Source organism: Actinoplanes sp. HUAS TT8 (genome assembly GCF_051380535.1).
Lineage (GTDB): Bacteria > Actinomycetota > Actinomycetes > Mycobacteriales > Micromonosporaceae > Actinoplanes.
The window spans coordinates 1987991-2014418 of sequence record NZ_CP195646.1 but is presented as its reverse complement, the minus strand read 5'-3'; the positions used below and the strand labels follow the sequence as shown (position 1 = coordinate 2014418).

The window sequence follows — 26428 nt, the reverse complement described above, 5'->3', positions numbered from 1 at the left end:
AGCAGGTGGGGGTGGCGGGGCCGATTCTGGGTGCGCGGTACTGCGGGGTTTGGTGCGGGAGGGGCTGGGGTCTGGCTCGGCGGGGCGGTGGCGGACCCGCGAGGCGCGGCGAATTGGCGGCGGGGCGCGGTGAGGCGCGGCGAGCTGGCGGCGGGGCGCGGTGAGGCGCGGCGAGCTGGCGGCGGGGCGCGGTGAGGCGCGGCGAGTTGACGGCGGGGTGTGGTGAGGCGCGGCGAATTGGTGGCGGGAGGTGGGGCGCGGCTACCCGCCGTACGGGGAAGTCTTGGATTTTCGGGTTTTGGTCTATTTATTGCGTGAGGGAGTTCGATACTTGTAGCGTTCGGTCGTGGATGACTCAATGGCGCTGGTCAGCGCGCGGGGGCTGACCAAGGTCTACGAAGGACCGCCGGAGCATGTGGCGGTCGGGGGGATCGACTTCGATGTGCGGCGGGGGGAGGCGTTCGGGTTTCTCGGGCCGAACGGGGCGGGGAAGTCGACGACGATGCGGATGATCGGGTGCGTGTCGCCGCGCAGCGGGGGTGAGCTGACCGTTCTCGGTCATGACGCGGCGCGGGATCGGCGGGCGATCAAGGCTCGGCTCGGGTCGGTTCCGCAGGATGACACGCTTGACACAGAGTTGACCGTGGAGGAGAACATTCTCATCTACGGGCGCTATTTCGGTCTTCCGCGCAAGGTCATCCGGGAGAGGACGGATCGGCTGCTCGAGTTCGCGCGGCTCACCGACAAGCGGACGGCGCGCGTGCAGGATCTGTCCGGGGGCATGCGGCGGCGCCTGACCATCGCCCGGTCCCTGGTCAACGAGCCTGACCTGCTGCTGCTCGACGAGCCGACCACCGGGCTCGACCCGCAGGCCCGCCACCTGCTGTGGGAGCGACTGTTCCGGCTCAAGCAGGACGGGGTCACGCTGATCCTGACCACGCACTACATGGACGAGGCGGAGCAGCTCTGCGACCGGCTCGCGGTGATGGACGGCGGGCGGATCGTCGCGCACGGTTCGCCGCGCGAACTGATCGAGCGGTATGTCACCCGTGAGGTCCTGGAGTTGCGGTTCCCGCTCGACCGGCACGAGCAGGCGGCGGAGAAGGCGCGCGGGATCGGCGAGCGCATCGAGGTGCTGCCGGATCGGCTGCTCTGCTACACGACCGACGGGGAGTCCGCGCTGGAGGAGGTCGGGCGCCGGGGGCTCGATCCGCTGACCGCGCTGGTCCGCCGCGCCGGCCTGGAGGACGTGTTCCTCACCCTGACCGGACGGACGCTGATCGAATGAACCCGACCGAGGCGCCCCGAACGAACCCGAACGAGACGGCGCAAACAGACCCGACCGAGACGGCGCGAACAAACCCGGCCGAGACGCGGGGAACAGAACCGGCCGAGGCGCGGGGAGCGGGTCCGGCCATAAGTCCGGCCGGGGCGCGGCTTCTGGCCCGGCCGGCGACGCGCGAGTTCGGCTACTGGTGGCACCGCTACCGGCGGACCTGGCGCGGCACCGCCGTGATCAGCATCGCCAATCCGCTGCTGTTCGTCACCGCGCTCGGCCTCGGCCTGGGCAAACTCGTCGACGCGCAGAGCAGCGCCTACCTGCACGGCGGCTCCTACCTGGCGTTCATCGGCCCCGGCCTGCTCGCCGCGTCGGCCATGCAGATGGGTTTCATCCACGGTTCCGGCCCGGTCTTCCAGTCCGCGCGTCCCGGCGGCAATTATCGCGCCGCCGTGACCACGCCGATGGAGCCCTCCGACATCTTCACCGGGCACCTGCTGTTCACCGCGTTCCGCGCCACCCTCGACTCGGCCGCGATCCTGCTGGTCCTGCTCGTCTTCGGGGCCGCCTCCCCGAGCGCTCTGTTCGGCGCCGTGCTCACCGCGCTTGCTTTCGCCACCCCGATTTCGGCGTACGCGGTGAGCACCGACCGCCCGGCGAAACTCAGCGCCGTGTTCCGCTTCGTGATCATGCCGCTGTACATGTTCTCCGGCACGTTCTTCCCGGCCGAGCAGCTGCCCGGCCCGTTGCGGACGCTCGTCTGGTTGAGCCCGCTCTGGCACGGCACCGAGTTGTGCCGCGGCTCCGGGCCGATCGTCGTCCACGTGCTCGTCCTGCTCGCGCTGATCACCGCCGGTTACCTGGCCGGGCGGCGCGCCTACACCCGGAGGCTGACCGCGTGAGCGCCGCCGTGCTCGTCGAGCGCAATCTGATGATCTACAAGCACACGTGGTACGTGCTGCTCGCCGAGATCTTCGAGCCGATCCTGTATCTGTTGTCGATCGGGGTCGGGATCGGGGTGCTGGTCGGAACCGTCACCGACGTGGCCGGCGGCGAGCCGGTGCGCTACGCCGCCTATGTGGCGCCGGCGCTGCTGGCGACGGCGGCGATGAACGGTGCGATGAACGAGACGACGTTCCTGATGTTCGGGAAACTGAAGACCGATCGGACGTACGAGTCGATGCTGGCCACTCCCCTGACCGAGCGGGACGTGGCGCTGGGCGAGATCGGCTGGGCGGTGCTTCGCGGGACGATCGTCAGTCTGGCCTTCCTCGTCGTGATCACCGCGTTCGGACTGGTCCGGTCCCCGTGGGCGCTGCTGGTCGTGCCGGGCGCGGCGTTGATCGCGTTCGCGTTCGCCACCGCCGGGGTCGTCGTGGTGACGTTTCTGCGGGACTGGCAGGACATGCAGTACATCCAGCTGGTGATGCTGCCGATGTTCCTGTTCGCGACGACGTTCTATCCGCTGTCGGTCTATCCGCGCCCGGTGCAGATCGTGGTGCAGTGGTTGCCGCTTTACCAGGGGATCGAGTTGCTCCGCGGGCCGGCCCTCGGGGTGATCTCGGTGAAGATCCTGGTGGGAGCGTTGTACCTGGCCGCGATGGGGGCGATCGGCCTGGTGGTGGCGGTCCGCCGGCTGGGGCGGACCCTGGGCGGGTGAGAGCGGGCGGGGCTAGCAGAACTCGGTGCCCCAGTAGATGTGGTAGGCCCGGACGAACTTGTACGACCACCGGGTGCCGGCGCCGACGGTGACGCACGGGTAGCCACCGAGCCGCGGGGCGGACATCAGGATGCGGACGTCGACATCGGTCGAACAGTTGTTGTCGACCCGTACGGTCGAGGTCACCCGCCCCTTGGCCACACTGACGTCGACACAGTTCGTGTCGTCGCCGGACGCGGCGGCCGGGCCGGTCAGGCCGAAAACGGCGAGGGCTCCGGCCGTCACGGCGGCAGCCGCACCGGTCAGCACTCGCCGGCTCGGGGTGGGGATCTGCGGGATCCGGTGAAGGTTCATGGTGGTTCCTTCCGGTGGTGCGATCCGTCGTCGGCTGACGGACTCACCGGCGGACACCACCGGGAGAGGCCCGCGGTTCACCGGCCGCTGGAATGTCATTCCTTCAGGTGACCGCAGGTCGCAGGGCCCGCCGGCGGGCAGGAGAGAATCTTGGGGTGATGGGTGGGGAGATTGCTGTCCTGTTCGGAGGTGGGCTGGTCGCCGGGGCGGTGAACGCGATCGCCGGTGGCGGGTCGCTGATCACGTTTCCGCTGCTGGTGGGGCTCGGGCTGCCGGGCGTGGCGGCCAACGTGAGCAACGCGCTGTCGGTCGCGCCCGGGTATGCGGCCAGTGCCGCCGGCAGCCGGCCCGACCTGGTCGGGCAGGGGGCGCGGATCAGGACGATGATCCCGGTGGCGGTCGCCGGGACGTTGTGCGGGAGCGCGGTTCTGCTGTTCACGCCGCGGTCCGTGTTCGACGTGGTGGTGCCGTTCCTGCTGCTGCTGGCCGCGATGCTGATGGCGTTCCAGGATCGGTTGAGCCGGCTGGCCGGGCGGCCGGGGAACAGTCCGGGGATGTTCCGGCTCGCGGTGTTCCTGTGCGGGTGCTACGGCGGGTATTTCAACGCGGCGATGGGGGTGCTGCTGATCGCCGGGCTGGCCCTGGTGCTCGACGAGCCGTTGCGGCGGATCAGCGCGCTGAAGAACGTCTTCGCGGCCGTGGTGGGGTTGACGACCGTGCTGCTGTACAGCGTGTTCGGGCCGGTGAACTGGGCGGTGGTCGGGGTGCTGGCGCCGGCGACGATCATCGGGGGGTTCGCCGGGGCGCGGATCGCGCGGCGCCTGCCGTCCGAGGCGCTGCGCTGGACGATCGTCGTCTTCGCCACCGCCGTCGCCGTGGCCCTGTTCGTGACCTGACCCGGACGAACCTCGTGACCTGACCTCACCCCGCGGCCTGCCGGGCAGGCGTCGCGGCCTGGCCCCACCGGCGCCGACCAGGCCTGGACGAGCAGGAGACCAGCAGCTCAGGCGGGGTTCTCGCGCAGGGGGCGGACCGCCGCCGGCACCGGGGCGCCGGCGCCCACATACGTCGCCGTGAAACTCCCGTGATAGCCGAACAGCGGGCCGAATCGACGGTTCCGCACGGTCACCTGGATGTTGAAGCGCCCGGCCCGCTCGTCCCACCACTCCCGCACCTCGGCGTCGCCGAGCAGCAGGCCGGGGCAGCGGACCCCGCCCCGGAACACCTGTGACCCGCTGCGGATCCGCAGGCCACCCCGCTCGTCCGTGCTGACGTCGAGGTCGACGGCGAGATGCTGGGTCGTCCCCAGGTAGTCGACGATCACGTCACGGTCCGGGTGGTAGACCATCGTCGCGTCGAAACGGCGGCGGCGGTGCGGCCGGACCTGGAACGTGCGCACGAACGTGAGCGTCGGCCGCCCGTACGTGTCGCCGTAGGCATAGTTCTCGATGGTGAACGGGATGTCCGTCCCGGTCTCCGGGAACAGCACGTGCCGCAGCGTCCCGAGGTGCAGGAACGGCGCCGTGAAGGCGCCGCCGCGCCAGACCTTGTCCATGGTTCCGGTGCCGATGCAGCCCTGATCCCGCGTGCCGTCCACCCCGAAGCGCCGCTGCAGCCGCGGGTGCAGCCGGTCGAAGTCGTCGCCCAGAGCCTGTTCGAATACCGAGGTCATGCCGGTTCTTCCTTTCCGGTTTCCCGCCGGGAACGACGGAGGTCCCGCCAGGAACGACGGGGCTCCCGCCAGGAACGACGGGGTTCCCGCCGGGAAGGGCGGGGTTGCCGCCGGCATCGACGCGCGGCGGGGGTCAACGGGTGCGGGGGCAGCAGGATCGCCGGAACGACCAGCAGCCACCAGTGGGTGTGGAGCGCGACGGCGATCACCGCGGCCCGCAGGGCGAGGTCGAGAACGGCGTGCCACCGGGCCCGTTCGGGTGTCACGCCGCGTTCGAGCCAGAGCCGCAGCCGGTCGAACGACCAGGCGGTCGCCCAGCCGAAGACCGGCCCGAACACCAGGTCGATCAGCCGGCCGAGCCGCCCCCAGCGCGGCCGGTAGGCGTACCCGGTCAGGAAGCGCACGCCATGATCAGCCGGCACATACCGCCAATATCCGGATCCCTCCCGGATCAGCGAGCGCACGTCGTCCGAGCCGAACCGCAGCGCGGACACCGCCTCGCCGGACGCCTGCCGACGCTCGCCGCTGTGCACGCCGTACCCGGCGATCTCGACGCCGGGCAGCACCGCCGTGGCGTAGGTGAACTCGCCGTCGGCCACCGGATCGATGCGCCCGAACCGGACGTCCCACCGCACGTGCTCCCGCGGATCCTGCGTCGCCGCCCAGATCCGCTCCAACGGCGCTGCGATCACCGTCTCCACATAAACCCTGGCCACAGCCCACCTCCCACCGGTTTGAGCGACTGCTCAAATCTAGCAGTTTTAAGCGATTGCTCAAGTCCCGATCCGAAAATGCCCAGCCGGCCAACTTCACGATCAAGAGAATTTGCGCGTACGGGGCGAGCACCGCGACCGCGTCCGGCCCGGGAGATCGCGCGCCGCGGACCGGGGAAGTCACGGCCGTGGGCGTCCGCGCCGCGGACACGAGCCTCGTTCACCCGTACGCGGTCGTCTGATTTGTGGTTTAGGGGTGGCTCTTCGGGATTTGTTCCGATGAGCTTTAGACGTTTCGCCTGGTCGCTGCGTTCTATTGGCATGACCGGTCGCCGGGGACGGCACCGGTGAGCCGCACAGTCGACGGGGGAAACGTGGACATATGGGGGCTGCTGATCAGCGCCTTGCTGGGTCAGCTGATCAGCTCAATGATGACGGTGTTCGGCGGGGAGGGCGGTAACCGCCGCCTCGCCCGGACCGGTGAACGCGGGCAGGTCCGGCGGCGACGATCGTATCTGGAGGTACGGGTCGTCTGGCGCCGCGGCGGGGACGGTGGCGGGCGGGCGTCGTGGTGACGCTCGCGCCGCCCGGCGACGACGGGCCGCATCCGCTGGTCCGGCGCGACCCGGAGCCGGACGGGGAGTCGGCCGAGGGCAGCTTCGCGCGGTTCTACCAGGACACGTACGCGAAATTGGTCGGCCGGGCGATAGCCCGGGGTCTGAGTCGCGAGGATGCCGCCGATGCGGCCCAGGACGCGCTGGTCGGCGTCTACCGGAAGTGGGCGCTGGTGCACCCGCAGTCGCCCGAGTGCCGCCTGCGGTACGCGTCGGGCGCCCTCGAGAACTCGGTCCAGAACGTGTGGCGGCGACGCGGGCGCGACGCCGACCTGTCCGAGCGGCTCAGTTCGTTCGTGCGGTTCGGCGACGAGGACGCCGGCGACACCGACGCGCTGGACCTGGTGCGTGGGCTCTCGAAACAGCAACGGACCGTGGTCATGCTGCTCGACGAGGGGTGGACCGCGAACGAGATCGCCCTGCACCTGCGCATCGCCTCGACGTCGGTGCGCACGCATCTGCAACACGCCCGGAAGATCTTGCGGGCGAAGCTCCAGGCCAGGAAGGACGGCGACCGTGGATAGGCCGTTGTTGACGCCCGAGGAACGCGGCCTGCTGGCCGAGGCGGAACGGCAGGCGGTGGCCGGGATGACGTTCGACGCCGCGGCCGGACTGGCCGACCTGCGGCGGCGGGCCCGGCAGGCGAAACCGCGCTCCGGTCCGACGGCGGCGTGCCGGCGGGCCGTCCCCCGGCCGCGTCAGGCCGAGCGGGCCGCAACCGGGAAGCGGCTGCGACCGGCGGTACTGGCCTTCGTCGGCGCCGTCCTGGCCGTGGTGGTGGGCGGCGGGGCGATGGCCCGGGCCCTGGACGGAAACCGGGGACCGGTGGACGAGGCCGTGAGCCCGGCCGCTCCCCCGCCGTTCAGCGCTCCGGGATCGCCGCACCTCGGCGTCCTGGTGCCGTTCCCGGCCGACGTCGTGAAGTCGCCGCGGTTCAGCCCGCTTCTCGGACAGGCCCCCTCGGTGCCCCGGGCGGGTTCGGCCGCCGCGTCCGCCGTCATGTCGGCCGCACCCGCCTCGGCCACCGCAGTGCCCAGTGCCGATCCGAGTACCGGTCCGAGCCCGAGCCCGAGCCCGGCCGACTCGCCGTCACCGAGCGTGGCGGCCGAGACCTCGGCGACCGCCGTCCCGTCCGGCACGTTCGGCACCATCTACGAGTCCGCCGAGCTGACCGTCCCGGCCACCGGGGAGCAGTCCCAGGCCATCAACCTGGCCCGGCCGTCGCTGGACGACACCGACGGCGACGTGGTGATCTCCTCGGTCGACGGTGGCGACCTGCGCCTGGTCGCCCTGGGCAGCGTGCGGACCGGCACGATCGCCGGGGACACCGCGACCGCGACCGAATGCGCGGACGCCATCCAGGACAACCCGTCCGGTCCGAGCGTCGAGCTGCGCGAGGACAAGACGTACTGTCTACTGGCCGGCGGGCCCACCCCGGCCGGGCAGACGGCCCTGGTCCGGCTCAACGTCGAACCGGTCCCGGACACCGGGCAGGTGACCCTCAGGATGGCCGCCTGGGACGCGACACCCTAGACACCGGCGCGGAGGAAGACGTAGTGGCCCAGGGCGGTCCGGCCCTGGCCACGGCCGTTCTCCCGCACCTCGGTCAGCCCGGCCGACGCCATGACCCGCAGGATCCGCTCCGGGGTGTGCCCGGCCAGCTGCGAATGCCGATGGCGCCTCGACCCCTGGTGCGGGGTGCCGTCGGCGTCGACCACGTGCAGCTCGCCACCGGGCCGGAGCACCCGCCGGACCTCCCGCACGGCCGCGACCTGCTGGTCCGCGTCGAGGTGATGCAGCATGTAGGACGAGAGCACCCGGTCGAAGCTGTCGTCCGGGAAGGGCAGATCATCCGCGTACGCCGGTGCGAACCGTACCGGGAGCCCGTGGCGGCCGGCCTTGCGCCGGGCTTTGCGCAGCGCCGCCGGGTCGGGGTCGATGCCGGTCAGCTCGGCCCGCGGCTCCCGGCGGGCCAGCCGCAGGAGCAGGTCGCCGGGGCCGCAGCCGATCTCCAGGACCGTGTGCCCGGGCCGGACCCCGGCGCGGTCCAGCAGCTCGCCGTGCACCCGGTGCAGGCCGGCGAGCTTCACGAACGGATCGTAGAGGAACAGCATCCAGTGCCGTCCCATCGCCGGGATGTAGGGCCGGACGGTCTCGCTCATGACGCACTCCCGATGGTGATCAGACGAAATTCGGTCGTACGCTTAGCCTCATGCCGGAGCCGAGCAGCGACATCGTCGAATCGTCGGAGGTGATCCGACATTCTTCGGGTCCGCCGCACGCCCGCCCGACGCGGATGGGGCGGCGCACCGCCGGGGGTGTCCCGGTCGCGGTCTACCGGCGCGGCCCGGGCACTCCCCCGGTCGCCGTCTCCCGCCTGCCCGACGTGGCGCTCACCCCGCACCCGCTGCCGCGCCCGCAGACGCACACCCACGACTTCCTGGTCCTCCTCTACGCCGACCGGGCCTCGGGAACGTTCGTCATCGACGACCGGAAATGGTCAGTCACCGACGGGGACCTGTTCGTCGTCGCGCCCGGACAGGTGCTGTCGTTCCCGGCCGAGGTGGCCGACATCGTCACCGACGGCTGGGTGGTGTTCTTCCCGGCCGACGTGATCCGCGCCGGCGCGTACGCGTCCTGGCGGGCGCATCCGCTGCTGTTCCCGTTCGCGGCCGGCGGCGAGCGCGCCCAGCGCCTGCGCGTGCCGCCCGGCGAGCGGAACGCCTGGCTGGACCGTCTGTCCGCGCTCGACGCCGAGCTGCAGGGCCGCCGCACCGGCTATCCGGAGGCCGCGCTGGCCCACCTGACCCTGCTGCTGGTCGCCGTCGCCCGGCTCACCCCGGACGTCGCCGGCGAGCTCCGTTCGGCCGACGAGCCGCTGCTCGCCGCCGTCTTCGACGTCATCGAAGAACGCTTCGCCGACCCGGTCTCCCTCGCCGACGTCGCGGCCGCGCTCGCCCTGACCCCCGGCCATCTCACCACCGTGGTCCGCCGCAAGACCGGCCGGACCGTGCAGCAGTGGCTGACCGAGCGCCGCATGCAGGAGGCCCGCCGCCTGCTGACCGAAACCGATCTGACCGTCGCGGCCGTGGCCCACCGGGTCGGATATCCCGACGCCAGTTACTTCATCAAGCGTTTCCGCACCGAGCACGAGGCGACGCCGGAGCGCTGGCGGCAGGGCGCGAGCGAGTCGCTCAGCCGGTGAGGTCGCGGCGGCTCCGGCGCTTCCGGTAGGCCGCGGCGATCTCCTTGCGGAACTGCAGCACCCCGATGGTCGGCGAGATCGCCATCAGGACCACCCCGGCGGTGGCCGCGAACAGCATCTCCGCGCCGGAGGTGGTCCAGGCGGTGGTGGCCGACGGGCCGCTGACGATCGCCGGGACCGGGCCGGTCGGGCGCTCGGGCAGCCGGGGCGTCAGGCGCACGTCGTTCACCCGCAGGCCGCCGCCGGTGAACACGCCCCGGCACTCCCAGCCCTCGTCCTTGTCCCCGTTGGTGCGCGGCACCCACTCGCAGTCCCGGAACGGCGCGACCTGGCCGGACTCGCCGACGAAATACGCCCGCGCCTCGTCCCAGCCCCGGGTGTAGAGGACCGCACCGCCGGCGACGATCGGGGCGGCGAAGACGAGAACCATCAGGGCCAGCGGCCAGTCCCAGAATTTCATGCCTCGGTGAGCACGCCGTCGGTCTCGACGTACGACGCGCCGGTCTCCGGGCACACCCAGACACCCTCGCCCTTGGCGGTCAGTGGCTTGCCGGCCTTGCCGACCCAGCCGATGCGCCGGGCCGGGACGCCGACGACCAGCGCGAAGTCGGGCACCTCCTTGGTGACCACGGCACCGGCGGCGACCAGGGCCCAGCGGCCGACGGTGACCGGGGCGACGCAGACCGCGCGGGCGCCGATCGCCGCGCCCTCGCCGACGGTGACGCCGACCGCGACCCAGTCGTGCCCGTCCTTGAGGCGGCCGTCCGGGGTGACCGAGCGCGGGTACTCGTCGTTGGTGAGCACGGCCGCCGGGCCGATGAACACGCCGTCGGCCAGCACGGCCGGCTCGTAGACGAGCGCATGGTTCTGCAGCTTGACGTTGTCGCCGATGGTGACGCCGGGCCCCACGTACGCCCCGCGGCCGATGTTGCAGTTGGCGCCGAGCGTCGCGCCCTCGCGGATCTGCGCCAGATGCCAGATCCGGGTGCCGGCGCCGATCTCCGCGCGATCGTCCACATCGGCGGTCGGGGCCACGGTAACGTCGGTCATGAAATCCCTTTCACCTCAGGTCGCGCACAGGGTAGCGGAGGACCACCAAGGCTGATGTCGGTAAGTCGACGGCTCACTCCAAAGTGACCGTTGGTCTACCCGCGGCGGCCGAACGGATCGGCTTCGGCCGCCGGGCGCGCGGGAATGCGACACCGATCTAGCGTCGCTCCTAAGGGGATGGATAGCTTCCCAGGAGTCTGTGAGTCCTGACCAGAGAGACGGGAAGTCTGTTGAACGCGTCCGAGCCGATCGGGATCGCCGTCATCGGGGCCGGGTACTGGGGCCCCAACCTCGTCCGCAACTTCCAGGGCAGCACGCAGTTCCGTCTGCGCTGGCTCTGCGACCTCGACGTCGAACGGGCCCGCCGCGTCCTCGGCGGCTACTCGACCGTCCAGGTCACGGCCGACCTGGAGGAGGTGCTGGCCGACCCGTCCGTGCAGGCCGTGGCGATCGCCACCCCGGCCGGCACCCACCTCAAGGTGGCCCTGGCCGCGCTGCGGGCCGGCAAGCACGTGCTCGTCGAGAAGCCGCTCGCGGCCACCTACGAGGAGGGGCTGCAGCTGGTCGAGGAGGCCGACGAGCGCGGCCTGACCCTGATGTGCGACCACACGTACTGCTACACGCCCGCGGTGCTGCGCATCCGGGAGCTGCTGCACTCGGGCGAGCTGGGCGAGCTGCACTTCCTGGATTCCGTACGCATCAATCTCGGTCTTGTCCAGAAGGACATCGACGTGCTGTGGGACCTGGCGCCGCACGATCTGTCGATCCTGGACTTCGTGCTGCCCGAGGGCGTCACCCCGGTGGCCGTCGCGGCGCACGGCGCGGACGGGATCGGCGCCGGCCGGGCCTGCGTGGCCTACCTGACGCTGCAGCTGAGCAACGGCGCGATCGCCCACATCCACGTGAACTGGCTGTCCCCGGTGAAGATCCGCACCGCGATCTTCGGCGGCTCCAAGCGGACCCTGGTCTGGGACGACCTGAACCCCAGCCAGCGGCTGGCCGTCTACGACCGGGGCGTCGACGTGGCGTCCCCGGACGAGCTCGGCGACGAGCAGCGCCGCGACATCCTGATCTCCTACCGCTCCGGCGACATGGTCGCACCGGCGCTGACCGAGCGGGAAGCGCTGCGCACCATGGTCGACGAGTACGCACGGGCGATCACCACCAAGACGCCCGCCCTCACCGACGGCCGTTCCGGCCTGCGGGTGCTGGAGCTGCTGCAGGCGGCCTCCCGTAGCCTCGCCGAGGGCGGCACGATGATCAAGCTCAACGAAGGGCACATGGCGTGACGGCTGTATCGATCGAGGGCGCGCGCGCCCTGGTCACCGGCGGAGCAGGCACCATCGGCTCGCACGTGGTCGACGAACTCGTCCGCGGCGGGGCCGCCGAGATCGTCGTCCTGGACAACTTCGTCCGCGGCCGGCGGGAGAACCTGGCCTGGGCGCTCGAGAACGGGCCGGTCACCCTCGTCGAGGGCGACATCCGCGACGTGGAACTGGTCCAGGAGGTCACCGCCGGTAAGGACCTGGTGTTCCACCTGGCCGCGATCCGGATCACGCAGTGCGCCGAGGAGCCCCGGCTGGCCAACGAGGTCCTGGTCGACGGCACGTTCAACGTGATCGAGGCGGCGGCCGACGCCGGCGTCAAGAAGGTCATCGCGTCGTCGTCGGCGTCCGTCTACGGCCTGGCCGAACAGTTCCCGACGACCGAGCGCCACCACCCGTACAACAACGACACGTTCTACGGTGCGGCCAAGGCGTTCAACGAGGCCACCCTGCGCAGCTTCAAGGCCATGAAGGACCTGGACTACGTCGCGCTGCGGTACTTCAACGTGTACGGCCCGCGGATGGACATCTTCGGTCTCTACACCGAGGTGCTGATCCGCTGGATGGAGCGCATCGAGGCCGGCACTCCCCCGCTGATCCTCGGCGACGGGCTGCAGACCATGGACTTCGTGCACGTCGCCGACATCGCCCGGGCCAACATCCTGGCCGCGCAGGCCGACGTCACCGACGAGGTGTTCAACATCGCCCGCGGCGAGGAGACCAGCCTCAAGGAACTCGCCGCCGCGCTGTCCGCGGTGATGAAGTCCGACCTGGTGCCCGAGCACGGCCCGGCCCGCGCCGTCAACGGCGTCACCCGCCGCCTGGCCGAGACCGGGCACACCGCCGAGGCGATCGGCTTCCGCGCCGAGATCGGCCTGCACGAGGGCCTGCAGGGCCTGGTCGACTGGTGGCGGTCGTCCAAATGATCCCCGTCATGATCCCCATGCTGGGTGAGGAGGAGGCCCAGGCCGCCGCGGACGCCGTCCGCTCCGGCTGGGTCGCCCAGGGCCCGCGGGTCGCCGAGTTCGAGCGGCAGTTCGCGGCCACGGTCGGCGCCGGCCACGGCGTCGCCGTCAGCTCCTGCACCACCGGCCTGCACCTGTCCCTGGTGCTGCTCGACCTCGAACCCGGCGACGAGGTCATCGTCCCGTCGCTGTCGTTCATCGCCACCGCCAACGCGGTCCGCTACGTCGGCGCCACCCCGATCTTCGCCGACGTCGACCTGGCCACCGGCAACGTTACGGTCGAGACCATCGACGCGGTCCGCACCCCGCGCACCCGCGCGATCATCGCCGTGCACCAGGGCGGCGTCCCGTTCGACACGGCCGGCCTGCGCAAGGCCGCCGCCGACTGGGGTGTCGCGCTGGTCGAGGACGCCGCCTGCGCCGCCGGCTCCACCGCCTACGGCCAGCCGGCCGGGACCGGCGCCGCGATCGCCGCCTGGTCGTTCCACCCGCGCAAGGTGCTCACCACCGGCGAGGGCGGCATGGTCACGGTCGACGACGCCGCGGTCGCCGTGCGCCTGCGCCGGCTCCGCGAGCACGGCATGAACGTGTCCGCGGCCGACCGGCACAAGAGCTCCCAGCCGGTCCTGGAGGCGTACCTGGAGACCGCCTACAACTACCGGATGACCGACATCCAGGCCGCGGTCGGCCTGGTCCAGCTCGGCCGCCTGGCCGGCCTGGTGTCCCAGCGCCGCGAACTGGCCGCCCGCTACCAGGAACTGCTGTCCGACATCGACGGTCTGGTGCCGGTCCGCGACCCCGCCCACGGGACGACCAACTACCAGTCGTTCTGGGTGCTGATCAACCGGCCGTACCGCACCGGCCGCGACGACGTCCTGGCCGAACTGGCCAAGCGCGGCGTCTCGGCCCGCCGCGGCATCATGGCGTCGCACCTGGAGCCGGCCTACGCCGACGTCACCCCGGGCCCGCTGCCGGTCACCGAACGCATCACCCGCGATTCGCTGATCCTGCCGCTGCACCACAAGGTGACCGAGGACGATCAGAAGTACATCGTCGGCGTCCTGCGCGAGCTGGCCGGCCGGTGACCGAGGTCGTCATCGTCGGAGCGGGCGGCTTCGCCCGGGAGACGGCGGCGGCCGCGGCCGGGGACTGGAAGGTGCGGGGCTTCGTCGACGACGACCCCGCACTGCACGGCTCCACCCGGTCCGGCCGGCCGATCCTCGGCCCGGTCGACAGTGTCCGGGACATGACGGACGTGGCGGTGGTGGTCTGCGTGGGCAACCCGCGCAACTACACCGCCCGGAGGAAGATCGTCGAACGGCTCGGTCTGCCGGTCGAACGGTACGCCACGATCGTCCACCCGTCCGCCTCGATCGGCGCCGGCAGCACGGTCGGGCCCGGCACCGTGCTGCTGGCCGGGACCGTACTGACCGCCGACGTCACCGTGGGCGCGCACGTGGCCGTGATGCCGCACGTCGTGCTCACCCACGACGACGTGATCGGCGACTACGCCACCCTCGCCTCCGGGGTCCGGCTCGGCGGGGCGACGGTGGTCCGCCCCGGGGCCTACATCGGTGCGGGTGCCCTCGTCCGGGAGGGCCTGACCATCGGCGAGCAGGCGCTCGTCGGCATGGGCGCACTCGTGCTGCGCGACGTGCCACCTCATGAGACGTGGGTCGGCAGCCCGGCCCGTCCGCTACGCAAAGGACCGTGATGACCAGGATTCCACTCGTCGATCTCGCCGCCGCCCACGCGGAGGTGGCCGAGGAGGTCGAGGCCGGCTTCAAGCGCATCATCGCCGAGACCGCGTTCATCGGCGGCGCCGAGGTGCGCGCGTTCGAGCAGGAGTACGCCGCGTACTCCGGTGTCACCCACTGCGTCGGCGCGGCCAACGGCACCGACGCCCTGGAGCTGGCGTTCCGCGCGGTCGGGGTCGGCCCGGGCAGCGAGGTCATCCTGCCGGCCAACACGTTCATCGCCACGGCCGAGGCGGTCGTCCGGGCCGGCGGCACGGTGGTGCTGGTCGACAGCGACCCGCGCACCTACCTGATCGACGTGCCGGCCGCACTCGCGGCGGTCACCCCGGCCACCCGGGCCATCGTGCCGGTCCACCTGTACGGCCAGCTGGCGCCGGTCGAGCAGCTGCGCGCCGGCCTTGCCGGGCGCGACGACGTGGCGATCGTCGAGGACGCCGCGCAGTCGCAGGGCGCCACCCGGCTCGGGCGCCGGGCCGGGGCCGGCGGGATCGCCGCGACCAGCTTCTACCCCGGGAAGAACCTCGGCGCGTACGGCGACGCGGGCGCCGTCGTGACCGATTCCGATCAGTGGGCGGGCACGGTACGCACCCTGGGCGACCACGGCAGCACCCGCAAGTACCACCACGATCTGATCGGCGTGAACAGCCGGCTCGACGGGCTGCAGGCGGTCGTGCTGCGGGCCAAGCTGGCCCGGCTCGACAGCGCGAACCAGCGCCGCCGGGCCGCCGCCGCCCGCTACGACCAGTTGCTGGCCGGGCTCGACGACGTCGTGCTGCCGGTGACGCTGGACGGCAACGAGCACGTCTGGCACATCTACTGCGTCCGGGTCCCGCGACGCGACGAGGTGCTGGCCCGGCTGCACGAGGCCGGCGTCGGCGCGGCCGTGCACTACCCGTTCCCGGTGCACCGCACCGGCGCGTTCGAACACCTGGGCGGCTCGTTCCCGAACGCCGAGGCGGCCGCGCCGGAACTGCTCTCGCTGCCGATCTACCCACAGATCTCGGCCGCGCAGCAGGAGACCGTCGCCGCCGCGCTGATCAGCGCACTGAAGTAACTCGGCACCTTCAGCACCAGAGGAAACCGTGTACCTGTCTCTGAAAGACCGGCCGGCCGGGGACTCCCCGTCCCGGCGGCAGCGGGCCCGTGTCGCGGTGCCGGCCACCGTCGTCCTGCTCGGTGTCGTCAGCATGCTGACCGACGTGTCGAGCGAGATGGTCAACGCCGTCCTGCCGATCTACCTGACCGAGCACGTCGGCATGGGCCTGCTCGCGTACGGCTTCATCGACGGCGTCTACCAGGGGATCAGCGCCCTGGTCCGGATCGCCGGCGGATATCTCGGTGACCGGGGCCGCCCCAAATGGGTCGCCGTCGCCGGTTACGGCGTGTCGGCCGTCAGCCGGATCGCGATGGTGCCGGTCAACGGGCTCGCCGGGATCACCGGCGTGGTCACCCTGGACCGGCTCGGCAAGGGTCTGCGCACCGCGCCGCGCGACGCGATGATCGCCGAGTCGTCCGAGCCGGAGTCGCTCGGCCGCTCGTTCGGGGTGCACCGCGCGCTCGACACGGTGGGTGCCGCACTCGGCCCGCTGGCCGCCTTCGGACTGCTGCTGTGGCTGCCCGGCAGCTACAACTCGATCTGGGTCGTCTCGTTCGCGGTCGGCCTGGTCGGGCTCGCCGTGCTGGTGCTGTTCGTGCCCGATCTGCGGACCCGCGGTGAGGCGGCGGCGACCGGGCTGCGGGCCATCGTGCGGGCCGCGGCCGGGCCGGCGCTGCGCCGCCCGATGCTCGCGTTCGGGCTGCTGAGTCTGCTCACCGTGGGCGACGGTTTCCTGTACCTCGCCCTGCAGGACCGCGACGAACTCGCGGTGGCGACGTTCCCGCTGCTCTACGTCGGCACCAACATCGGATTCCTGCTCCTGGCCGTCCCGCTCGGCCGGCTGGCCGACCGGATCGGCCGCTCCCGGGTCCTGATCGGCGGGCACGTCGCGCTCGTCGCCGCGTACCTGGCCGCCGGCGGCCCGTTCTCCGGCCCGGCGATGACCGTGGCCACGCTGCTGCTGCTCGGCGTCTTCTACGCCAGCACCGACGGCGTGCTCTCCGCTCTGGTGAGCCGGATCGCCCCGTCGGTGAGCCGGGGCAGCGCGCTGGCCTCGGCGCAGACCGTGGTGGTGCTGGCCCGCTTCGCCTCGTCGCTCGCCTTCGGTGGACTGTGGACCCTGATCGGCGCGCAGAGCGCCCTGCTGACCATGGCCGCCGTGCTCGCCGTGGCCATCCCGGCGGCGGCGTGGCTGCTGCGCTCGGCCGAACCGGCCGCCCGGTGAGCGGGTCCGGGTGGCGGATCGCCGCGCTGGCCGGGATCGTGGCGGTGGCGGTGGCCGGCTCGCTGACGTACGTCGTGCACGTGCGCTCCGACCAGAAGAGCGCCGCGGCGGCGCCCGGCCCCAGTTTCGCCACCGCCGATCTGGCCGCCATGCGGGCCGTGCCGCACGTGGTCTTCCGCAGCACCATCCGCGGGGCCGGGTTCGGGAAGGTGGCGCTGGCCGCGCTGACCGACCCGGCCGGGCCGCGCGCGCTGACACCGGCCACGTGCGACCGGGTGTACGCGACCGCGGACCGGTCACTCTGCCTGTACGCGCGCCCGGGGCTGGTCACCACCTACCACGCCGACGTGCTCGGGCCGGACTGGAAAGCGTCGCTCGACCTTCCGCTGTCGGGCATCCCGAGCCGGGCGCGACTGTCCCGGGACGGCTCGCTGGGGGCCACGACGACGTTCGTGTACGGGGACAGCTACGCCGCACCCGGCCAGTTCTCCACCCGTACGCTGGTCAGCCGCACCGACGGCAGCGGGTCGGAGGACCTGGAGAAGTTCACGCTCGTCGTGGACGGCCGGCCGATCACCGCGGCCGACCGGAACCTGTGGGGCGTGACGTTCGCCGACGACGACACGTTCTACGCCACCGCGGCCTCGGGCAAGAAGACCTGGCTGGTGCAGGGCAGCCTGTCGGCCCGGACGCTGACCGCGCTGCGTGAGGACGCGGAGTGCCCGTCCCTGTCGCCCGACCGCACCCGGGTGGCGATCAAGACCCGGGGCGACCTGCCGGCCGGCCAGTGGCGGATCTCCGTCTTCGATCTGAGAACCCGTCAGACGGTTCGGCTTGCCGAGACGCACAGCGTCGACGACCAGGTCGAGTGGCTCGACGACCAGCATGTGCTCTACGGCCTCGCGCGGCAGCAGACCGGCACGAGCTCCACCGATGTGTGGACGGCGAACGCGGACGGCTCCGGCACGCCCGCGATCTTCATCCCCGACGCCTGGTCACCGGCGGTCGTCCGCTGAGACGGCCCGGTCGCCGTCCCGAGTGGATCGGGGCGGCGACCGGGCCGTACGCGCACATCGTCTTTGATCTTTAAATGCCGTGCCGTTTCCAGTGCTGCCACCAGAGCCACTCGCGGCCCTTGCCGGCGACCGCGCTGAGCACCAGCGGCTGCAGGTACGGCATCGTCCGCGCACCGATGCGGCGGCGCACCTGCAGGCCTCGGAACTCGGGCAGCGACCGGTACTGCGGCCAGCAGTCACGGGCGAACTCGACGAGTTCCTCGACCGGGAGCTCGTCCACGCGGCCGCGGTCGTAGGCGCGCACCGCCCGGCGCAGCGCGATCCGGGCCAGTTTCCGATGGATCACCGCGTCCAGCTCGTCGCGGTTGGGCAGCACGTCGCCGCAGCGTTCGAGGGTCACCTCGTAGGCCGCCCGCCGCTGCCCCAGCTCCTCGACCATCGCGGCGAAGTGCGGCTTGGACATGTTGTTGTCGTGCAGGCGGTAGAAGGCCTGGTCGACGCCGCGGACGAAGCCGACGTCGGCGTGCGCCGCGAACCGCATCCACATCTCGATGTCACCCGAGTGCGGCAGGCGCGGGTCGTAGCCGCCCAGCTTGCGCTGCAGATCGGTGCGGACCACCACCTCGGGCGAGGTGATGCAGCCGTGCCCCTCCCGGAAGCGGCGCTCCAGCCACCAGCGGCCCGGCCAGATGTGGTGGCCCTTGACCTCGGTGCGTGCCGGCGGCGGCGGGCCGGGATGCTGGAAGTGCACCGGCCGGCCGTAGCAGAAACCGACCGACGGGTTGGCGTCGAGGAGCGCGACCGCGCGGGCCAGCGCGCCCGGTGCGAGGAAGTCGTCGGCCGACAGCAGCACCGAGTAGTCCCCGTCGGCCCATTCGAGAAGGCCTTCGTTGTACGTCGCCAGGTGTCTCTTGTTGGTCTCGTGCACCCGCACCTCGATGCGCGGGTCGGTCGCCGCGAGTGCCCGGGCGGCCTGCGCCGAGTCGTCCGGCGAGCAGTCGTCGATGATCAGGACGCGGATGTCGACGCCCTCGTTGCCCTCGAAGACGCTGCGGACGCAGTCGGCGAGATAGTGCCCGTACTTGTAGCACGGGATGACGACACTGACGGAACTCATCTTTGCCTCACTTGGTCGCGCGCCGGCCGGACGACAGTCGTCCGGCCGGCGCACCTCTACGGTTCAGCTGACGGTGAAGATCGCGTCCACCCAGTAGTTGGCCGAGCCCGCCGAACCGGTCGGGAAGGCCCGGTCGCCGTACTTGTAGAGGCCGTTGCCACCGCCGTCACCGTCGGCCGGCGCGGCGAGCGGGTACACCGCCCGGGCGTTCGCGAAGTACCCGATGTCCGCGGAGTACCGGCCGCTGGGAGCGTGGTAGGAGACGACGTACGTGGAACCGGCCGTCACCGGGACCGGGTTGGCGAACAGGAGCGTCTGCCAGCCCGAGGCCGTCTCCGGCCCGAACGTGCCGGTGGCCAGCTCGTCACCGGTGCTCGACCAGAGCGTCCCGGTGTGCGTGCCGGTGTTCTGGTCACCCTTGTAGAAGCGGACCCCGGTGATGAAGCCGTCGACCGCCACCTTCACCCGGGCGCCGAGCTCGACCGAGTTCGAGTCGTTGGCGTTGGCGGTGCTCGGCGTCGCCGAGGTCGGCCACAGGGTGCACGGGCAGTTCGGCGCGGTCTGCGTGCTGCCCGTGGTGAACGTCCACGTGTACGGCGCCTGCATCAGGTTGCCGAACGCGTCCGCCGCGCGCACCGACGCCTCGTACGTCGTCGAGGTCGCCAGCGGCGTGTCCAGGGTGAGCCTCGCCGTCCTGGTGCTGTCGTCGTAGTCGGTGTAGGTCGGCACCGTCGGCCCGCCCTGCTTCTTCAGCGAGAACTGCAGGGTGTCCGGGTCCAGCCCGGCACTGAAGGTGGCCGTCACACCGGTGTTCAGCGTGACCCCGGTGGCGTCGGGCGCCGGCGTCACCCCGGTCACCGTGGGCGGCTGGTCGGTCGCGCTGGCGGTGTCCACGATCGCGTCGACCCAGTAGTTGGCGTGGTTGTAGCTCTGGGTCGGGAACCCGCCGCCGGTGCCGTACTTGTAGAGGCCGTTGTCGCCGGAGACCCCGGACTGCAACGCCTGGACGGGCGGGAGTCCCGCGCCGGCGGAGGCGAAGTAGTTCGAGTCCGCCGAGTACCCGCCGTTGGGCGCGTAGTACGAGGCCACGTACGTGGTGTTGGCCGCCAGCGCGACCGGCTTGGCGAAGTCCACCTCCTGCCAGCCCGACCCGGTCTCGTTGGTGAACGTGCCGGTGGCCAGCAGCTTGCCGGTCGAGCTCCACAGGTGACCGACGTGCGTGCCGGTGTTGCCGGTGGACTTGTAGAAGCGCACGCCGAGCGCGGTCGCGGCCACGCTGGTGCGGAACTTGACACCGACCTCCAGCGCGCTGGGGTCACCGGCGTTGACCGTGCCCGGTTTCGCGGTGTCCGGGAAGATCGTGCACGGGCAGTCCGGCACGCCCACGGTGACCGCCCGGGTGGCGGTCGTGCCGATGTTGACGCTGTCGTCGACCGCCCGCACCTTGATCGAGGTGGCGCCCATCGCGGTCGGCGTCCACTTGTACGTCCAGCTGCCCAAGCCGGTCGCCTTGTTCCAGGTGGCGCCGCCGTCCACGGAGACCTCGACCCGGGCCAGGACGCCGCCGCCGGCCTCGGTCGCCGTACCCGAGATGGTGACCGCCTTGAGCGCCGGGATGGTCGATCCGGCCGCCGGGGCGCTGATGGTCACCGCCGGGCCGACGGTGTCGGTGGACGGCACGGCCGCCACCAGGTTCGTCTGCCGGGTGAGCGGCTGCACGCCCATGTCCGCGAACAGGTTCAGGGTGGCCTGCTGCATCCGGACGTCCTCGGTGGTGGCGTCGTAGACGTGGACCGTGCTCAGGCCCCACGACCACTGCACCGTGCCGGCGCCGAAGACCAGCGCCCCCGAGGTCTGGTCGCGGTACTCGACCAGGCTGTGGGTGGCCTCGCCGTTGCCGTACGTGTTGCCGTAGTCGAGCAGCAGCTTGCCGTCCTGCACGTCGACCGTGGTGGACGACAGGGCGATCGCGCCGGCCGGGCGGGCGGCGTTCTCGACGTCGCTGTCCCACTCGTAGCCGAGTGTGCCGGTCGGGAAGGTGGCCTTCTGACCGGGGTTGAGGCTCGCGATCGAGGTGTTGCGCCACAGCCGCATGCGGCTGTACTCGTACGGCACCTGGATCGCGTCGACGCGGGTGCCGTTGACCGTGAACAGGGTGCCGGTCAGCTGGTTGGGCGGGGTGTTGCCGCCGGAACCGGCCCCGACCGGGTCGACCCAGGTGCCGGTCCACTGCCCGCTCGGGTCGGCGACTCCGTTGTTCTGCGCCATCTTGGTCATCTTGTACGAGACCAGGGTGCGGTCCGGAGTGGCACTGGCGTCCATGCTCGGTTCCAGCCGGGTGCGCCAGAAGACCTCGTTACCGCTGAAGAAGGCCAGGTTGACACCGGCCGCACGGGCGGCGACCACGTTGTTCCACTGCTTCTGGTTCCAGTACTCGTCGTGGCCGGAGGAGACGAAGACCTTGTGCCCGAGGACGGCGGCGGGCCGGTTGGTCACGTCGATGCCGGACAGGTAGCTGACGTCGTAGCCGTTGCGCTCGACCCACTGGATCATCGCGTACTCGCCGCCGAAGATCCCGTTGTCGCCGAAGATGTCCATCGGCCGGTTGTAGCTGACCTTGTAGGCCCGGCCGTCCGGGGCGGGGCCACCGCCGCCGTAGAGGTCCTGGCCGCCCCAGCCGTTGTAGGCCTGCCAGGTCTGGTCGGAGGTCTGGATGACGATCTTCGACGTCGGCGTGGTCTGGCGCACGACGAACGGGTACGGCATGACGCCGTCGCCGTCGGTGCGGTCCAGCATCGCCATGTAGACGCCGGACACCGCGTCCGAGGGGACCGCCCAGCTGGCGGTCACCGACCACTTGCCGCAGTCGACCAGGCCGGTGCCGGTGTCGTGGTCGCAGTCCTGCTGGGTGATCGCCGGGAACGTCGCGGTGGGCGAGGTCGGCATCAGCCGGGCACCGTCGCCACCGTAGTAACCGAGCCGATAGATGGAGATCTTGTAGGGGACCGCGGAGCTCACCTTGAACTGGAGCGTCTCCCCGGGAGCGACGCTCTCCTTGGTGGTGAATCCACCGATCTCACCCCAGGCGCTGGGTGTGTACCAGTCCTCCATCGGGGTGCCCTGTTTGGAATTCTCGCAGACCACCGGATTGGACCCGGTGCCGCAGGGATCGGCTGCCGCGCTGCTCGATGCCGGCAGGACCACCGCGAGGGTGACGACGAGCGCCATCACCATCGCGGACGGAGTGAGTCGAGACCTCATATATGCATGCCTGTCCTGGGACGGAGAAAGTTGTTGTGCCCAATTCGGAGACTACACATCGGACGATGCGCGAGCCCCAGATCATCGGTGCGCGGGGGCCGGACAAAGGCTGCCACACTCTGCACGATCGGCGCCGGACCGATCGTCCAGTCGGTTGTTGACTTTCTTTACCCGGGCGCGGTCATTCCTTGGGTGCGGTGACGAAGACGCCCTTGGAGGTCCGGTTCCCGCTCCACACGTTGCCCGACCCGGAGGCGTCCCAGGCGGTGGCGAAGCCGTAGATGCCGCCGTTGGCGTGGAACTGGGTGGAGAAGACGTTGTCCAGGATCTTGACGTTGGACGATCCTTTGGCCCCGCCGTACAGCACATACGCACCGCCGGCCATCCAGTTGTCCTGGACCGTGGTGTTGCGGACCGGGCCGTTGTCGGCGTACAGGCCGACCGCGGCGGTCGAACCCTTGTCGATCGGGGTCTGGTTGAGCAGCGTGTTGTGCCGGATGACGAGGCCACCGCTGTCGCTGCCGTTACTGATCACCGCATCGGTGTGCTGCCACTCGCCGCTCTGCGTGACAAAAGTCGACAAACTGTGCACATAATTGTCGTGAATGTTGCCGTGCCCCATGGAAAGGACATTTCCGAAACCGGCGATCTCGTTATATCCGACTTCCACCGAACCATCGCCCATATTGGACACGGCATAGTTCGAGCCGCCGTTGTCCGGGCCCTTTCCAGGATTGTCGGCAATACGACAATGGGTCACTTTGAGGCCGGTGAAACCGGGCCGCAGATTAATCGCCCACCAGTTGCTCGAGGTAATCGTGCAGTTCTTGACGGTCACATTGTTCGCGTAGACGTCCAGCGACCCGGTCAGGTTCCAGCCGTCGACGACCTGGCCGTTCTCCTTGATCGAGATGTCGCCCGACTTCTTCGTCTTCGGAGTCTTGGTCGGACCGGTGTTGCCGGCATGCGGGTAGCCGCAGGCCGCGGCCGAGGCGCACGGGCCCCGGTTGACCTCACCCTCGCTGCCCCGGGTGGGCGTCGCCGACGGCGGCTTGGGGCGGGCCGAACCCGGCGACCGGGCCGGCGACGCGAACGACGAGCCCGGACGGGCCGACGGCACCGCCGACGAGGCCAGCGGTTCGGAGGCCGGATCCGGGCCGGACCGCTCGGCCAGCGGGGCCACGACACATCCGTCGGTGCCGTAGGTGCAGCCGTCCCCGTCACTGCGGACCCGCCAGACGACGACCGCCGCGACGGCCACGACCAGCAGGACGGCCGGCACGACGAGCAGCGGCAGCCGCCCGCCCAGTCGGCGATGAGTCGGCATGATCACGACACCCTTCGAATACGGTCCGCAATGGACGGCGGAAGCAGAGGATGAGGGCTCGCGTGGGAAAAGCCACGGCGCGCATGAACGTAGCATCTGGACTCACGCCCGAAATCCACTGAGGACGTGAATGATGTGCCCGTTCGTTCAGGGGGCTTGTCCGACATCCGATAGTGATCGAGCCTGATGGCCCTGGTGCACCGCCGCTCGGGTTTCCGATACTCGCCCGGTGACAGCTTCAGTCCCCAGCGTGAGCATCGTGGTCCCCGCGCACAACGAGGCGGCGGTCATCGGCCGTCTGCTCACCGCGCTGCTGGCCGACGCGGAACCCGGCGAGCTGGACGTCGTGGTGGTGGCCAACGGCTGCACCGACGACACCGCCGAAGTGGCCCGGGGCTTCGGCCCGGCGGTCACCGTCGTCGAGACCGGGGCGGCCAACAAGCACCGGGCGTTGCGCCTCGGCGACGAGCACGCCCGCCACTACCCGCGGATGTACGTCGACGCCGACGTGGTGATCGGCACCGCGGACGTACGCCGGCTGGCCGCGGCCCTGGAACAGCCCGGCGTGCTCGCCGTCGCCCCGGACCGCCGGCTCACCACCACCGGCCGCCCGCTGACCGTGCGCTGGTATTTCCGGGTCTGGGAGCTGCTCCCCTCGGTCCGCGCGGGCCTCTACGGCCGCGGCGTGATCGCGGTCGGCCCGGAGGGCGGGCGACGACTCGCCGAGTTGCCCGAGGCGATGGGCGACGACCTCGCCGCCTCGGTCGCCTTCCGGCCCGAGGCCCGCCGGATCGTGCCGGACGCCGTCGTGGAGGTGCACACTCCGCGGGCCACCCGGGATCTGATCAAGCGCCGGGTCCGCTCCCTCACCACCACCGCCCAGATGCTGCGGATCGAGAAGGTGAACACCGAGGAGTCCCGCACCAGCCGCGCCGACCTGATCGGGATCGCCCGCCGGAACCCGGCGCTCCTGCCCCACCTGGTGGTCTTCCTGGCGGTGACCATGGTCGCCCGGGCCAAGGCTCGCCGGCCGATCCGGGAGGGCGACTTCAACACCTGGCTTCGCGACGAGAGCAGCAGGACAGCCTGATGACACGTACCCCCCGAGTGGCCGCCGTGGTGGTCACCTACAACAGCGCCGCACCCCTGCCCGGGCTGCTCGAGACGGTCCACGCCGGGCTGGCCGGCCTGGAGTGGACCCTGACGGTGGTCGACAACGACTCGGCCGACGACTCGGTCCTGCTCGCCGAGAAGACCCTGCCCGAGTGCCGGGTGATCCGGATGGGCCGCAACGCGGGTTACGCCGCCGCCATCAACGCGGGCCTGGCCGACGCCGGCGACTTCGACGCGGCCCTCGTCCTCAATCCCGACATCCGGCTGACCCCGGGCGTCATCGCCACGCTGTACGCGGCCCTGGGCGACACCGCGGCCGGCCGCACCGGCGTCACCGTGCCGCGCATCCTCGACGAGGACGGGCACCTGGCCCGTTCGCTGCGACGCCGGCCGACCATCGCGCGGGCGCTCGGCGAGGCGCTCGCCGGTCAACGGGCCGGCCGCCTGGCGCCGTTCGGCGAGACCGTCCTGGACGACGAGGCGTACCGGCGCGCCACCCGGGCCGACTGGGCCACCGGCGCGATCATGCTGATCTCGGCCGAGTGCCTGAACGCCGCCGGGCCCTGGGACGAGTCGTTCTTCCTCTACTCCGAGGAGACCGAGTTCGCCCTGCGGGCCGCCGACCGCGGGTACGCCACGGTCCTCGTACCGTCCGCGGAGGTCACCCACCTCGGCGGGGAATCGAAGGTCTCGCCGCGGCTGTGGAGCCTGCTCACGGTCAACCGGGTCCGCCTCTACCGGATGCGGCACTCGGCGGTCGCGGCGGCCGGTTACTGGTCGGCGGTCGCCCTGCGCGAGGCCCTGCGGGCGGTGCTCGGCCAGGAGCGCAGCCGCAGTGCGCTGCGGGCGCTCATCCGGCCGTCCACGCTGGAACTGGGTCGCCGCTGACCGGCTGTTACCGGGCGGTGTTCCAGGCCGTCCAGTAACTGTCCGGGTTGACCAGGTAGTCCACGGTCGGCACCGGCACGTGCTCGACACGCCGGTGCCGGCTGTACCGGAAGATCATCTCCCAGTCCTCCCGCGGTGCGACCGGTTTGGCCCGCCGGATCCGGCTGAAGTGCAGCGCGCGGGCCCGCCGGGCGACCAGCGGATTCGGGTCGAGGAAGCTGCTGTTGCGGGCCGCCTGCCGGTCGAACGGGACCGACAGGACGTCCCGCAGCGCACCGTCCGGCGTGACCCGACGCATCGCCGTGTAGACCGCGTCCGGAGCGTCCGGGCCGCGCAGCCGTCCGAGCGCCGTCTCCAGATGCCCGGGATGCCAGAGGTTGTCGTCGTCGAGAAACGCCACGAACTCCGAGTCGGTGAGCCGGATGCCGACGTTGCGGCTCACCCCGGCGACGCCGATGTTCCGGGACAGGCTGACCGCCGACAGCCGCGGGTCGGCCGGCAGATCGGGCAGCCCGCCACCGTCGTCGACCACGATCACGACCTGGTCGCGGAACGTCTGGCCGAGCACCGACGCCACCGCTCGCCGCAGGTCGTCCGGGCGGCGGTAGGTGAGCACCACGGTCGCGACCGTGGCCCGGGGCTTCCCGCCCGGAAGGGCCCGGGACAGCCGGGTGACCTCGGCGTCCTCGAAGCGGCGTAACGGCACCGCGGTATGCGACAGCAGCAGTTTGTTACGCATCTCGTACAGCGGCAGCCACCCGATGCGCTGCCGCAACAACCGCTTGATCACG

Annotated in this window: 27 protein-coding genes; 17 read left to right on the top strand and 10 right to left on the bottom strand. The window is 71.3% G+C overall.

Annotation, left to right across the window (positions count from 1 at the left end; translation table 11 throughout):
* Window positions 1-346: 346 nt before the first annotated feature.
* The 3 genes from ACSHV8_RS08800 to ACSHV8_RS08790 are packed head-to-tail and all read left to right on the top strand — an operon-like array spanning window position 347 to window position 2939.
* Window positions 347-1288, top strand: coding sequence for an ABC transporter ATP-binding protein (locus ACSHV8_RS08800; protein ID WP_436531194.1), 942 nt, complete (start codon window positions 347-349; stop codon window positions 1286-1288).
* Window positions 1285-2181, top strand: a complete 897-nt coding sequence (locus ACSHV8_RS08795; RefSeq protein WP_436531192.1) for an ABC transporter permease — start codon at window positions 1285-1287, stop codon at window positions 2179-2181. The genes ACSHV8_RS08800 and ACSHV8_RS08795 overlap by 4 nt, the downstream gene beginning before the upstream one ends.
* Complete coding sequence (locus ACSHV8_RS08790) at window positions 2178-2939, top strand: ABC transporter permease (RefSeq protein ID WP_436531190.1); 762 nt, start codon at window positions 2178-2180, stop codon at window positions 2937-2939. The genes ACSHV8_RS08795 and ACSHV8_RS08790 overlap by 4 nt, the downstream gene beginning before the upstream one ends.
* A 12-nt stretch (window positions 2940-2951) precedes the next feature.
* On the opposite strand, the gene ACSHV8_RS08785 is transcribed toward ACSHV8_RS08790, so the two are convergent.
* Window positions 2952-3293, bottom strand: a complete 342-nt coding sequence (locus ACSHV8_RS08785; RefSeq protein ID WP_436531188.1) for a hypothetical protein — start codon at window positions 3291-3293, stop codon at window positions 2952-2954.
* Between the two features lie 158 nt (window positions 3294-3451).
* Here ACSHV8_RS08785 and ACSHV8_RS08780 point away from each other — a divergent pair, with 158 nt between their 5' ends.
* Window positions 3452-4189 carry a sulfite exporter TauE/SafE family protein gene (locus ACSHV8_RS08780; RefSeq protein WP_436531186.1) on the top strand — a complete coding sequence of 246 codons (738 nt, stop codon included), beginning with the start codon at window positions 3452-3454 and terminating at the stop codon, window positions 4187-4189.
* Window positions 4190-4296: 107 nt separating this feature from the next.
* Here the strand turns inward: ACSHV8_RS08780 and ACSHV8_RS08775 are convergent, their stop codons facing one another.
* Both ACSHV8_RS08775 and ACSHV8_RS08770 read right to left on the bottom strand, forming a co-directional pair.
* The gene (locus ACSHV8_RS08775) at window positions 4297-4965 is read right to left on the bottom strand and encodes a DUF4166 domain-containing protein (RefSeq protein WP_436531184.1); all 669 of its coding nucleotides are present in this window, start codon (window positions 4963-4965) and stop codon (window positions 4297-4299) included.
* On the bottom strand, window positions 4962-5681 hold the full coding sequence (locus ACSHV8_RS08770) for a hypothetical protein (protein WP_436531182.1): 720 nt from the start codon (window positions 5679-5681) through the stop codon (window positions 4962-4964). Before ACSHV8_RS08770 ends, ACSHV8_RS08775 begins: the two co-directional genes overlap by 4 nt.
* A gap of 344 nt (window positions 5682-6025) precedes the next feature.
* Between ACSHV8_RS08770 and ACSHV8_RS08765 the strand changes: the two genes are divergently transcribed.
* From ACSHV8_RS08765 to ACSHV8_RS08755, 3 genes are read left to right on the top strand one after another with little or no spacing between them, the layout of a single operon-like run.
* A complete protein-coding gene (locus tag ACSHV8_RS08765; RefSeq protein ID WP_436531180.1) occupies window positions 6026-6253 on the top strand; it encodes a hypothetical protein in 228 nt (75 codons plus the stop codon).
* Window positions 6247-6816 (top strand): RNA polymerase sigma factor, encoded by a 570-nt coding sequence (locus tag ACSHV8_RS08760; RefSeq protein WP_436531178.1) that lies wholly within the window; start codon window positions 6247-6249, stop codon window positions 6814-6816. Before ACSHV8_RS08765 ends, ACSHV8_RS08760 begins: the two co-directional genes overlap by 7 nt.
* Window positions 6809-7825, top strand: coding sequence for a hypothetical protein (locus ACSHV8_RS08755; RefSeq protein ID WP_436531176.1), 1017 nt, complete (start codon window positions 6809-6811; stop codon window positions 7823-7825). Before ACSHV8_RS08760 ends, ACSHV8_RS08755 begins: the two co-directional genes overlap by 8 nt.
* On the opposite strand, the gene ACSHV8_RS08750 is transcribed toward ACSHV8_RS08755, so the two are convergent.
* Window positions 7822-8454 carry a class I SAM-dependent methyltransferase gene (locus ACSHV8_RS08750; protein ID WP_436531174.1) on the bottom strand — a complete coding sequence of 211 codons (633 nt, stop codon included), beginning with the start codon at window positions 8452-8454 and terminating at the stop codon, window positions 7822-7824. The genes ACSHV8_RS08755 and ACSHV8_RS08750 overlap by 4 nt on opposite strands.
* A gap of 134 nt (window positions 8455-8588) precedes the next feature.
* Here ACSHV8_RS08750 and ACSHV8_RS08745 point away from each other — a divergent pair, with 134 nt between their 5' ends.
* Window positions 8589-9497, top strand: a complete 909-nt coding sequence (locus ACSHV8_RS08745) for an AraC family transcriptional regulator (protein ID WP_436536727.1) — start codon at window positions 8589-8591, stop codon at window positions 9495-9497.
* On the opposite strand, the gene ACSHV8_RS08740 is transcribed toward ACSHV8_RS08745, so the two are convergent.
* Both ACSHV8_RS08740 and ACSHV8_RS08735 read right to left on the bottom strand, forming a co-directional pair.
* Window positions 9487-9957 carry a hypothetical protein gene (locus ACSHV8_RS08740; protein ID WP_436531172.1) on the bottom strand — a complete coding sequence of 157 codons (471 nt, stop codon included), beginning with the start codon at window positions 9955-9957 and terminating at the stop codon, window positions 9487-9489. The genes ACSHV8_RS08745 and ACSHV8_RS08740 overlap by 11 nt on opposite strands.
* A complete protein-coding gene (locus tag ACSHV8_RS08735; RefSeq protein WP_436531171.1) occupies window positions 9954-10547 on the bottom strand; it encodes an acyltransferase in 594 nt (197 codons plus the stop codon). Before ACSHV8_RS08735 ends, ACSHV8_RS08740 begins: the two co-directional genes overlap by 4 nt.
* Window positions 10548-10777: 230 nt before the next feature.
* On the opposite strand from ACSHV8_RS08735, the gene ACSHV8_RS08730 reads away from it, so the two are divergent.
* From ACSHV8_RS08730 to ACSHV8_RS08700, 7 genes are read left to right on the top strand one after another with little or no spacing between them, the layout of a single operon-like run.
* Window positions 10778-11836: a Gfo/Idh/MocA family protein gene (locus ACSHV8_RS08730; RefSeq protein WP_436531169.1), complete on the top strand. Its 1059-nt coding sequence runs from the start codon at window positions 10778-10780 to the stop codon at window positions 11834-11836.
* Window positions 11833-12798, top strand: coding sequence for an NAD-dependent epimerase/dehydratase family protein (locus tag ACSHV8_RS08725; RefSeq protein ID WP_436531167.1), 966 nt, complete (start codon window positions 11833-11835; stop codon window positions 12796-12798). The genes ACSHV8_RS08730 and ACSHV8_RS08725 overlap by 4 nt, the downstream gene beginning before the upstream one ends.
* An 8-nt stretch (window positions 12799-12806) precedes the next feature.
* Entirely contained in the window at window positions 12807-13922 is a 1116-nt protein-coding gene (locus ACSHV8_RS08720) for a DegT/DnrJ/EryC1/StrS family aminotransferase (RefSeq protein ID WP_436531165.1), read from the top strand.
* Window positions 13919-14551, top strand: a complete 633-nt coding sequence (locus ACSHV8_RS08715) for an acetyltransferase (RefSeq protein WP_436531163.1) — start codon at window positions 13919-13921, stop codon at window positions 14549-14551. The genes ACSHV8_RS08720 and ACSHV8_RS08715 overlap by 4 nt, the downstream gene beginning before the upstream one ends.
* Entirely contained in the window at window positions 14551-15648 is a 1098-nt protein-coding gene (locus ACSHV8_RS08710) for a DegT/DnrJ/EryC1/StrS family aminotransferase (RefSeq protein ID WP_436531161.1), read from the top strand. Before ACSHV8_RS08715 ends, ACSHV8_RS08710 begins: the two co-directional genes overlap by 1 nt.
* Before the next feature lie 28 nt (window positions 15649-15676).
* Window positions 15677-16915, top strand: coding sequence for an MFS transporter (locus ACSHV8_RS08705; protein ID WP_436531160.1), 1239 nt, complete (start codon window positions 15677-15679; stop codon window positions 16913-16915).
* Window positions 16912-17931: a hypothetical protein gene (locus tag ACSHV8_RS08700; RefSeq protein ID WP_436531158.1), complete on the top strand. Its 1020-nt coding sequence runs from the start codon at window positions 16912-16914 to the stop codon at window positions 17929-17931. The genes ACSHV8_RS08705 and ACSHV8_RS08700 overlap by 4 nt, the downstream gene beginning before the upstream one ends.
* Window positions 17932-18001: 70 nt before the next feature.
* Here the strand turns inward: ACSHV8_RS08700 and ACSHV8_RS08695 are convergent, their stop codons facing one another.
* The 3 genes from ACSHV8_RS08695 to ACSHV8_RS08685 all read right to left on the bottom strand — a co-directional run bounded on the left by ACSHV8_RS08695 (window position 18002) and on the right by ACSHV8_RS08685 (window position 23642).
* The gene (locus tag ACSHV8_RS08695) at window positions 18002-19048 is read right to left on the bottom strand and encodes a glycosyltransferase family 2 protein (RefSeq protein ID WP_436531156.1); all 1047 of its coding nucleotides are present in this window, start codon (window positions 19046-19048) and stop codon (window positions 18002-18004) included.
* Window positions 19049-19111: 63 nt separating this feature from the next.
* Window positions 19112-22309: a DUF4082 domain-containing protein gene (locus tag ACSHV8_RS08690; RefSeq protein WP_436531154.1), complete on the bottom strand. Its 3198-nt coding sequence runs from the start codon at window positions 22307-22309 to the stop codon at window positions 19112-19114.
* A gap of 181 nt (window positions 22310-22490) precedes the next feature.
* A complete protein-coding gene (locus tag ACSHV8_RS08685) occupies window positions 22491-23642 on the bottom strand; it encodes a hypothetical protein (protein WP_436531152.1) in 1152 nt (383 codons plus the stop codon).
* A 244-nt stretch (window positions 23643-23886) separates the two neighbouring features.
* On the opposite strand from ACSHV8_RS08685, the gene ACSHV8_RS08680 reads away from it, so the two are divergent.
* Together ACSHV8_RS08680 and ACSHV8_RS08675 are read left to right on the top strand one after the other, a co-directional pair.
* On the top strand, window positions 23887-24726 hold the full coding sequence (locus tag ACSHV8_RS08680) for a glycosyltransferase family 2 protein (RefSeq protein ID WP_436531150.1): 840 nt from the start codon (window positions 23887-23889) through the stop codon (window positions 24724-24726).
* Window positions 24726-25637 carry a glycosyltransferase family 2 protein gene (locus ACSHV8_RS08675; protein WP_436531148.1) on the top strand — a complete coding sequence of 304 codons (912 nt, stop codon included), beginning with the start codon at window positions 24726-24728 and terminating at the stop codon, window positions 25635-25637. Before ACSHV8_RS08680 ends, ACSHV8_RS08675 begins: the two co-directional genes overlap by 1 nt.
* A gap of 7 nt (window positions 25638-25644) precedes the next feature.
* Here the strand turns inward: ACSHV8_RS08675 and ACSHV8_RS08670 are convergent, their stop codons facing one another.
* On the bottom strand, window positions 25645-26427 hold the full coding sequence (locus tag ACSHV8_RS08670; RefSeq protein WP_436531147.1) for a glycosyltransferase family 2 protein: 783 nt from the start codon (window positions 26425-26427) through the stop codon (window positions 25645-25647).
* Window position 26428: the final 1 nt, after the last annotated feature.